This is a genomic window from Candidatus Alcyoniella australis (assembly GCA_030765605.1).
Taxonomy (GTDB): Bacteria; Lernaellota; Lernaellaia; order JAVCCG01; family Alcyoniellaceae; genus Alcyoniella; species Alcyoniella australis.
In genome coordinates, this window is sequence record JAVCCG010000042.1 from 1 (window position 1) to 7,372 (window position 7,372).

General features: G+C 63.9%; 8 protein-coding genes. 7 read left to right on the plus strand and 1 reads right to left on the minus strand.

Going from position 1 to position 7,372, the window contains the following annotated elements; translation table 11 throughout:
• From P9M14_04960 to P9M14_04975, 4 genes are all read left to right on the plus strand, one after another.
• Positions 1-446: hypothetical protein (locus P9M14_04960; GenBank protein MDP8255076.1), on the plus strand; the 446-nt coding region annotated here is incomplete at its 5' end.
• Complete coding sequence (locus P9M14_04965; protein MDP8255077.1) at positions 443-1,597, plus strand: baseplate J/gp47 family protein; 1,155 nt, start codon at positions 443-445, stop codon at positions 1,595-1,597. The genes P9M14_04960 and P9M14_04965, both read left to right, overlap by 4 nt.
• Positions 1,594-2,337 (plus strand): hypothetical protein, encoded by a 744-nt coding sequence (locus P9M14_04970; protein ID MDP8255078.1) that lies wholly within the window; start codon positions 1,594-1,596, stop codon positions 2,335-2,337. Before P9M14_04965 ends, P9M14_04970 begins: the two co-directional genes overlap by 4 nt.
• A gap of 9 nt (positions 2,338-2,346) precedes the next feature.
• Positions 2,347-4,479: a hypothetical protein gene (locus tag P9M14_04975; protein ID MDP8255079.1), complete on the plus strand. Its 2,133-nt coding sequence runs from the start codon at positions 2,347-2,349 to the stop codon at positions 4,477-4,479.
• A gap of 32 nt (positions 4,480-4,511) precedes the next feature.
• Here P9M14_04975 and P9M14_04980 read toward each other — a convergent pair whose 3' ends face one another.
• On the minus strand, positions 4,512-5,012 hold the full coding sequence (locus tag P9M14_04980; GenBank protein ID MDP8255080.1) for a hypothetical protein: 501 nt from the start codon (positions 5,010-5,012) through the stop codon (positions 4,512-4,514).
• Between the two features lie 95 nt (positions 5,013-5,107).
• Between P9M14_04980 and P9M14_04985 the strand changes: the two genes are divergently transcribed.
• The 3 genes from P9M14_04985 to P9M14_04995 all read left to right on the plus strand — a co-directional run.
• The gene (locus P9M14_04985; protein MDP8255081.1) at positions 5,108-5,875 is read left to right on the plus strand and encodes a hypothetical protein; all 768 of its coding nucleotides are present in this window, start codon (positions 5,108-5,110) and stop codon (positions 5,873-5,875) included.
• Between the two features lie 172 nt (positions 5,876-6,047).
• The gene (locus tag P9M14_04990) at positions 6,048-6,941 is read left to right on the plus strand and encodes a class I SAM-dependent methyltransferase (GenBank protein ID MDP8255082.1); all 894 of its coding nucleotides are present in this window, start codon (positions 6,048-6,050) and stop codon (positions 6,939-6,941) included.
• A partial coding sequence (locus tag P9M14_04995) for a hypothetical protein (GenBank protein ID MDP8255083.1) occupies positions 6,916-7,372 on the plus strand: 457 nt, incomplete at its 3' end. The genes P9M14_04990 and P9M14_04995, both read left to right, overlap by 26 nt.

Below are 7,372 nucleotides of genomic sequence, written 5' to 3' on the forward strand. Positions count from 1 at the left end.
GGGGTGAGCTGATGGCCAAGATCGACAAGTCCGACTGGACCGACGTTGAGCTGGACGAATACGGCGACTTCGTCATGGCTGCCGACGGCGATCTCGGTCTGGTCTACGAGAACGACGCGCTCGGCCAGGACATCGCACACCGCGTATTGACCGTCCCCGGCTCCCTGCCCGAGACCGGGGACGACCCGGACATGGATGAGGCCGACGACCCGGTAGACGAGTACGGCGCCGGCCTGCAGCGCTTTCTGCACAGCGAGCTCAACGCGGCCGGCCTGCGCGAGATGCTGCGCCTGGCCCGGGGCGAGACGTCCAAGGAAGGCCGCGTGCGGCGCGACCTGATCGAGGTGCAACCGGTCGGGGTCGAGCAAAAGGGGCTCGATCTTCTGATCCGCGTCCAGCTCGCGGACGGATCCACGGCCGAGTCTGAGGTCGAGGTGGGCACATGAATATCAAAGACGCCGCGACCGTTTACGCCGAGCTAAAGGCCGACGCCCAGGCCGAGGAGGCCAACGGCCTCAAGGTGCGCAACTACCGCCGGGGCGGCGTGTGGCGCACCCTGCTGTGGCTCGTGGCCCGCGCCGCTGCCGCGCTCTACTCGCTGATCGAGCTCGCCGTCAATATGGCCTTCCTGGATTATTGGGAGGCTGAGCCCCAGTCCTCGCAGACCAGCAGCATCGTCCTGGATTGGATCGCCGGGCTGCTCGATGTCCAGCGCAAAACGGCCCGCAAGGCCCAAGGTACGGTGACCGTCGGCCGCAATGACGCCTCGGGCAGCACGACCTTCCCGGCAGGTGCGGTGGTGGCCACGGTCCAGGACGATCAGGGGCTGACCCTGCGCTTTGTTTGCGATGCGGACGTGATTCTGGCCGCGGGCGAGGCTGAGAAGTCGGTGGCGGTAACCGCCGAGAACGTGGGCTCGTCGTACAACACCGGCGGGGGCCTGATCACGGTTCTGGAGAGCGCGATCGAGGGGATCGATTACGTGCGCAACCCCGAGGACTGGATCACGGTCGAGGGCTGCGACACCGAGACCAACGGCAAGCTCGCCGCCCGCTGCCGGCTAAAGTGGCAGGAGTTGAGCTACGGCCCGGGCCTGTACGAGAGCCTGGCGCAGGCCGTACAGGGCGTGGAGTCGGTCACCGTCGTGGACAACAACCCCCGCAGCGTGGGGACCGTGGACGTGATCATCGAGGGCTCAGCCGGATCGCCCAGCCCGGCGCTGCTGGCGGCCGTGCAGGCGCACATCGATAGCTGCAAGGTCGGAACGGACGATGTGCTGGTTCAGGGCCCGACCGCGAAGCTGCTTGACCTTTCCGTGGTGGCCACCAAGCACTATCAGGAGGGCGAGCTCTCCGCGTTCCTGGCCGCGGTCGAGGCGGCGATGGCCGACCTGTTCCAGCCCTCGAGCGCAGACTACGCCTTCCACATGGGCGAGAACTACCGTCGCAAGAAGGTCACGGACGCGGCGGCCGAGATCGAGCATTGCGTCAACTTCGAGGTGCAGACGCCGTCCCTGGCGGAGATCGAGATCGGTTCCAACGAGCTGCTTCAACCCGGGACCGTCACGGTCCGCGTTGTAACGGCGGGCAAACGATGATCGGCTTCAGCGAGTACCTCAGGCGTCGAGCGCACGTGATCTTCAAGAAGAAGCCCCGGCCCGACGGCCGCAAACGTGACACCGAGTTCTTTTTCGAGATCGCCGGCCGGACGCTGGACAGAGTGCGGGATCAGATCGTGACCCTGCTGCGCCAGATGGTCGCCGGCAGCGCCGGGGGCGAGTACCTGGTGCGCCACGGCCGCAACGCCGGGCTTAACAAGCTGCCGCTGGAGACCGACGAACAGTTCCGGGCCAAGGTCGCCAATCCCTGGGCTCACTGGCGCTACGCCGGATCGCCCTCGCGCCTCGAGGAGCACGCCACGCTCTTGGGCTACGAGATCGAGGTCGAGGAGGTCTTCCGCGACTACGCGGAGGGCGAGCCCCGGACGCGCTGGAGCGACCTGCGCGTGACCGTGCTCGATCTGGGCATGCTGCCCCAGCGCGATTTCCTACACGAGCTGCGGCGTCGGCGGCCGGCGCGCTCGATCATGCAGTTCGAGCTGGGGCCCGAGCTTCAGGTCTGCTGGTTCGACGACGACGGCGGATCGTGGGACGACCTGGGGCAGTTCGACGACTGGACCGTCGGCCCGTGGGAGCGCTTCGACGACGGCCTGGGGCTGCGCTTTGACGACGGCGGGTACTTCGACGGATGGCGCGGCCAGGCTGAGCCTCCGACCTACGCTTACTTCGACGATTCCGGCCTGCTCGATGACAGCGGCCGCTTTGATCTCGCTTATTAGGAGAAGACCATGACTCAAATTCGGACCTTCGATTACAAGGAAGAGCGGCGCACGCTGTTTCTCAACCGCCATCTAAAGGGCCTGATGCTGCCCGGCTTCCATTCCGGGTTTGGCGTGCAGGCGGGCTCCTCGGGCAAGCTGACTATTACGGCCGGCGTGATGTGCACGCGCGACGGCGTTCGCATCGAGGAGACCGAGGACCTGGCCGACTGCCTGGACATCGAGGCCAATTCCTCGGGCGAGGTGAGGTGCGACCGCATCGTGCTGCGGCACGAGTTCCAGGAGGCATACCCCGCGCTGCCCGCGACCTACGAGATTCTACAGGGTACGCCCGGCGCCAACGCGCCGCCTTCCGAGCCCTCCGACGGCTATACCCTGGCCGTGGGCTACATCATGCCCGGCCAGTCCGATTACGGCTCGATCATCAGCAGCGGACGCTTTCAGGAGAATTTCCGCTACATCGAGATCGGCAGCGGCAGGTATGGCACCAACGACAGCTACGAAACGCCCGAGCTGCTGGCGGCGGACTACAACGGCTGGGACGGGCTGCTGCGAGCGATCGACGACCTGCGTGACGAGACCGTGTTCGTTCGCCTGGTTGGCACGATCGATATCCACGGCACCCTGGAGGTCCCCGCGGGTTGGGCCGTGGACGCCTCGGCCGGGTGGATCGCGGCCGACAGCGGGGTGTCCCCGGCCGTTGACCTGCTGAGCTGGGCCGGCTCCGGCCAGGTCACGCAGGAGACCGGGGAGTACTACATCGAGGACACCGGCCACGAGCTGAGCAAGCTCTCGAAGCTCGCCCTGCTGATCATCGAGGGCGGCGGCAATACGGCGTATTGCAACATCGCCGAGCGCGTTAGCTCAACCAAGGGGCGCCTCAGCGTGCAGAGCTGCAGCCCCGAGATGCCCACGGGCGAGGTGACTTACAAGGCCCTGGCCAGCGCCCGCTGGGAGGGCGGAACGATCATCGCCGCCGAGGGGGGCGATGGCCTGCATGCGGATTATCTGCAAAATGGCCCGATCCGGCGGCTGTTCTGCGCCTGTGCGGGTTCGGGCGGCCAGGCAATCAGCTCCGAGGGCGCTGGCTACGACGCGGTAATCGATGGCTGCAAGGTGCAAGGCTCCTGGTCCAAGGCCATCGCCGTTGACAACTGGCAAGGCGGCCGGGTCGTGAACAACGACTGCTCCACCCGCGAAATACTGATCGGCCAGAACTGCACCGATGTACTGGTCAAGGGCAACACGGGGAACACAAAGCTTTACGGCCAGGGGTGCGGCGACTTCTCCAAGCCCTTCAGCCAGGAACACAGCCTGGCCGGCGTGCACGATCAGCACCAAGAGTACGCCTACGTCCGCACCGGCGTGGTCGTGCTGGAGCCGCTGGTGGCCCAGGCTCTGGCCGAGCAGAAGGTTGTGCGGCTGCCCTTGGGGCGCGGCGCGAGCTTCGCCGAGGGAGATATCGTCTGGCTACGCGGTAACGCCACGGCCGGCTCAGCCGAGTTCAACCGGGTGGACAGCATCACGCCCGGCGAGGGCGAGATCGAGTACGACGAGATCACCCTGGTGGACGATCTGCAATGGACCAAGGACTACACCCAGGGCGGCCCGTACTCGATCATTGCCCGGGTCAAACGCCTGGACCTGCTGCTCGACGGCCGCGATCGTTTGGTCGGCTGCCGTGGCGTGGTTCGGCCCCAGGAGCACGCCAACACCCTTGAGGACGCCCTGACCAGACTGCCCGGCGGCGAGAACGATTCCGAGATGCACGCCTGGCTTGAGCCGGCCGGGTCCAGCGGAGTGGACATTAAGGCCCGCTCCGTGCGCTACGCGGCTTGCCAGGTTTACGCGGCCGACGGCGTACATCCCGTGGGCGTGGACGCCCGGCCGTCCCTCGATAGCTGGGGTGTGCTCCACGATGACAACTGGGTGCTGACCCTCGACCCGGCGTACAACCCCCAAGGGCGGCTGTTCGTGGCCAACGCCGATGTGACCATCGGCGGCGAGACCGCGATCGGCGCCGGCGAGCTGCTGATCACGGGCATCGGCTGGGAGACCGAGGACCTGGACAATTATCGCGGCCTGATGCCCTACATCCTGACCATCACCCTCTCGCCCATCCTCGGCGGCGGATACGTATGAGAGAGCCAAGCCCTGGAAGACGATAGATGAGCCTACAGAGAAAGCCCCGCAGCCAGGATGTTATTGAGTACGGCAATAAAGGCTGGATGTTGGGAAAGATCTTTCAACTTTTCCAGAATTGTCTTGCGCTCATCATCTTCCATTTCTACTTCTTCCAGTCCCTTATTGAACTGCTCAAGGAGCTGGTTGGCATTCAGGATGATGGTTTGCGAGCCTCCGACATTAACGGCGCCACCGGACAAAGAGCCGATATTAAACACCTGATTCTGTTGGAGTGGCAATTCCGAACCAACATTGGTATCCGTTTGTTCTACTTCATCGACGCCATCTATCGTAATGGTTACATGGCCGATAGCCATCCTTTTCAGAAGACCTTTTTGAACAAGATACTGGGTTTCCCGAAGGACGTCCTTTTGCTCCAGTCCCAAGGCTCTGGCCATTTCCTCGATAGGAACCATGACTCCCATTCCAAGTGCCTGGCACTCAGAATACATAAGACTAAGGATTTTTCCTCGTATTTCCTGATTGGTCATGTCGCCATCCCTTTCAATTTTGTAATTCCTTCCAACCATTCGCATGGTCCATGTATGTATAAAACAATTCCATTTTTGTTGTCGGAGCATTGCAGGTGAGGCGCTTCGAGCGGCCCTTCTGGATTCTGGCCTGCCTGGCGCTGATCGCCGGCCTGGCCTGGAGCCAGTGGACCGTCTCCGAGTTCAAGCAGCGCGCAGCAGCCGCCACGCGCCTGGCTGCCGGCGTGCTGGTCGAGATGGGCTTCGAGGCCGCGGTCCCGGCCTCGGCGCGCGAGCTGGCCAAGGCCTTTGGCTCAGGCATCGAGCAGATTGAGGGCAGTGGGCTACAGCTCGTCGCGGTCGAAAAAACAAGTTTGCGGGTCCGGTCCTCCCGCAGGGCGGTGCGGCGGTCCCGGCCTCGGGCCGGGGCCGCTGCGCCCAAAACAACGCCTGCGGCCCAAGCCGTGCCGCTGCCCTGGACCGATGGCCGACTCACCCTCGAGCGCTATCACGACCAGGCGCTGGATTACTCGCTCGATCAGCGCTTTCGCGCCCAGGGCTCCTACATCGCCGACATGACCGGGGAGATCCGCTTCGGCGCGTTCGAGCTGGTCGAGCTCGGCGACAACGGCGAGCCCCTCGAGGGCTCTCAATCCGAGGTTACTGAATATGAGTTGCTCGCCCTGCGCGAGCCCGCACGCTCCGAGGAGCGGCCGCTCAAGTGGGGTGTGTTCGGCGGCGTCACAGCCGGAGGCGAGGGACGGCTCAAAGGGCTGTTCGCCGGGCCCCGGCTGCGCTGGAAGGGTTTTGGCATTGGCCTCGCCGGCCAGGTGGACGACACCCTTGCCCCGGGGATCTCGATCGAGGTGGAGTACTTCCCGTAGCCGCCGACAGCGTCAGATGCGGCCTTGCCCCGGCTGGAAAGGTGGGGGCAGGGCCAGGAGTTGTAGCCTCCCAACCCGACCCACGCGCCAACGTGGACCACAGAAAAACCTGCTGCCCCCTTACACGCAGTGCGGATGTTAGCAGGTCGCCCCGGGGTTGAGGAGGATTCCAGTGGTAACACCTCTCGCTCACAGATTCATAGTCCCGCCTTTTACGGTTCTCAATGCCCGTTCTTCCTTCTGGATACAACGTAAGCGGCTGTGGCTGCGCTACATCGGGCCAATGCGGCCAACGGCTCCGGTGCCGCTGTTTCCCCCAATTCGCAAGGGCAACAAACTGGTCCACACTAACGGAGGGCTGTCGATTTTCGACCCGGTGCTGGCCGAGATCCTGATCCATTGGTTTTGCCCGGTCGGCGGGGCGATCCTCGACCCGTTCGGCGGCGAGGCCGTCAAGGGCATTGTGGCTGCCAAGACGGGCCGCGAGTACGTTGGCGTTGAAGTCAGGCGGAAGCAGGTCGAGGAGAACCTAACAATCGCCGCCCGCCTTGGTTTGGACTGCCGCTGGATCGTCGGCGACAGCGTTCATCTCAATAAGCTATTGCCCGAGATGGAGTACGATTTTTGCTTCTCCTCGCCGCCTTACTACAACCTGGAGCGGTATCGAGGAGGCGATGGGGACCTTTCCGAAAAACAGTCCTATCAGGACTTCCTCGAGGCCTACGGCCTGGTTCTGGCCAGGTGCGCCAACAAGCTCAAGCCCGGCCGCTTGCTGGCTATGAAGGTCGGTGAATTCCGGGATAAGAAGGGCGAGATCCAGGGCTTTGTAAACGACACGGTGGATATGGCCCGAATGGCCGGGCTGAAATACTTCAACCATCTGGCGCTGCTGATGCCGTTAGTTACGGCGCCACTGCGCGCTGCCGGACACATGCGCTTGCGTAAGGTGGTCCAAGTCCACCAGACCGTGCTTGTGTTCATCAAAGGGGAGCCCCGTGGCCTCGATCGCGGCGCGTTCCCCATCATCTCGGAGAACTACGTTGATCCCCTTTCGGCTGTTGAATAAGGCGATCCGTGCGCAGGTGATCGCCGAGCATCTGCGGCTGCTGGGCGCGACGCGCTGTGTGGTCTACACCTGCGGCAATGCCGCCCGAGCCCTACGCGAGGAGGGCCTCGACGTGGTCGAGGTCGGGCCACGGGGGGCTTTGCAGCCGAGTAGGGAGTTGACCTACGAGGAGATACTACAGGCCCATCCAGGGCTTTTTAACGCCACCAGCGGGCACCTGCCGCCGCCTTTGATGTATCGCCTGGCCGAGCGGATTTTCGAGCATCTGCCCGTCGAGATCTTCCAGAATCACAAAACAATCTACTGCCCCTGCGGCAGCGGGGAGACGCTCGTTGCGATGGCCCACCTGGTGCCCTTCAGCCGGTTGGTGGCTGTGGTGTCCGATCAGATCGCTGCGCTGCGCTTTGACTTCAGCCCCCTCAAGCACCTGA

Excerpts from the sequence above, each read along its gene's own strand:
- P9M14_04970 (MDP8255078.1), top strand. The coding sequence starts at position 1,594 with ATGATCGGCTTCAGCGAGTACCTCAGGCGTCGAGCGCACGTGATCTTC.
- P9M14_04965 (MDP8255077.1), top strand. The coding sequence starts at position 443 with ATGAATATCAAAGACGCCGCGACCGTTTACGCCGAGCTAAAGGCCGAC.
- P9M14_04975 (MDP8255079.1), top strand. The coding sequence starts at position 2,347 with ATGACTCAAATTCGGACCTTCGATTACAAGGAAGAGCGGCGCACGCTG.
- P9M14_04980 (MDP8255080.1), bottom strand. The coding sequence starts at position 5,012 with ATGACCAATCAGGAAATACGAGGAAAAATCCTTAGTCTTATGTATTCT.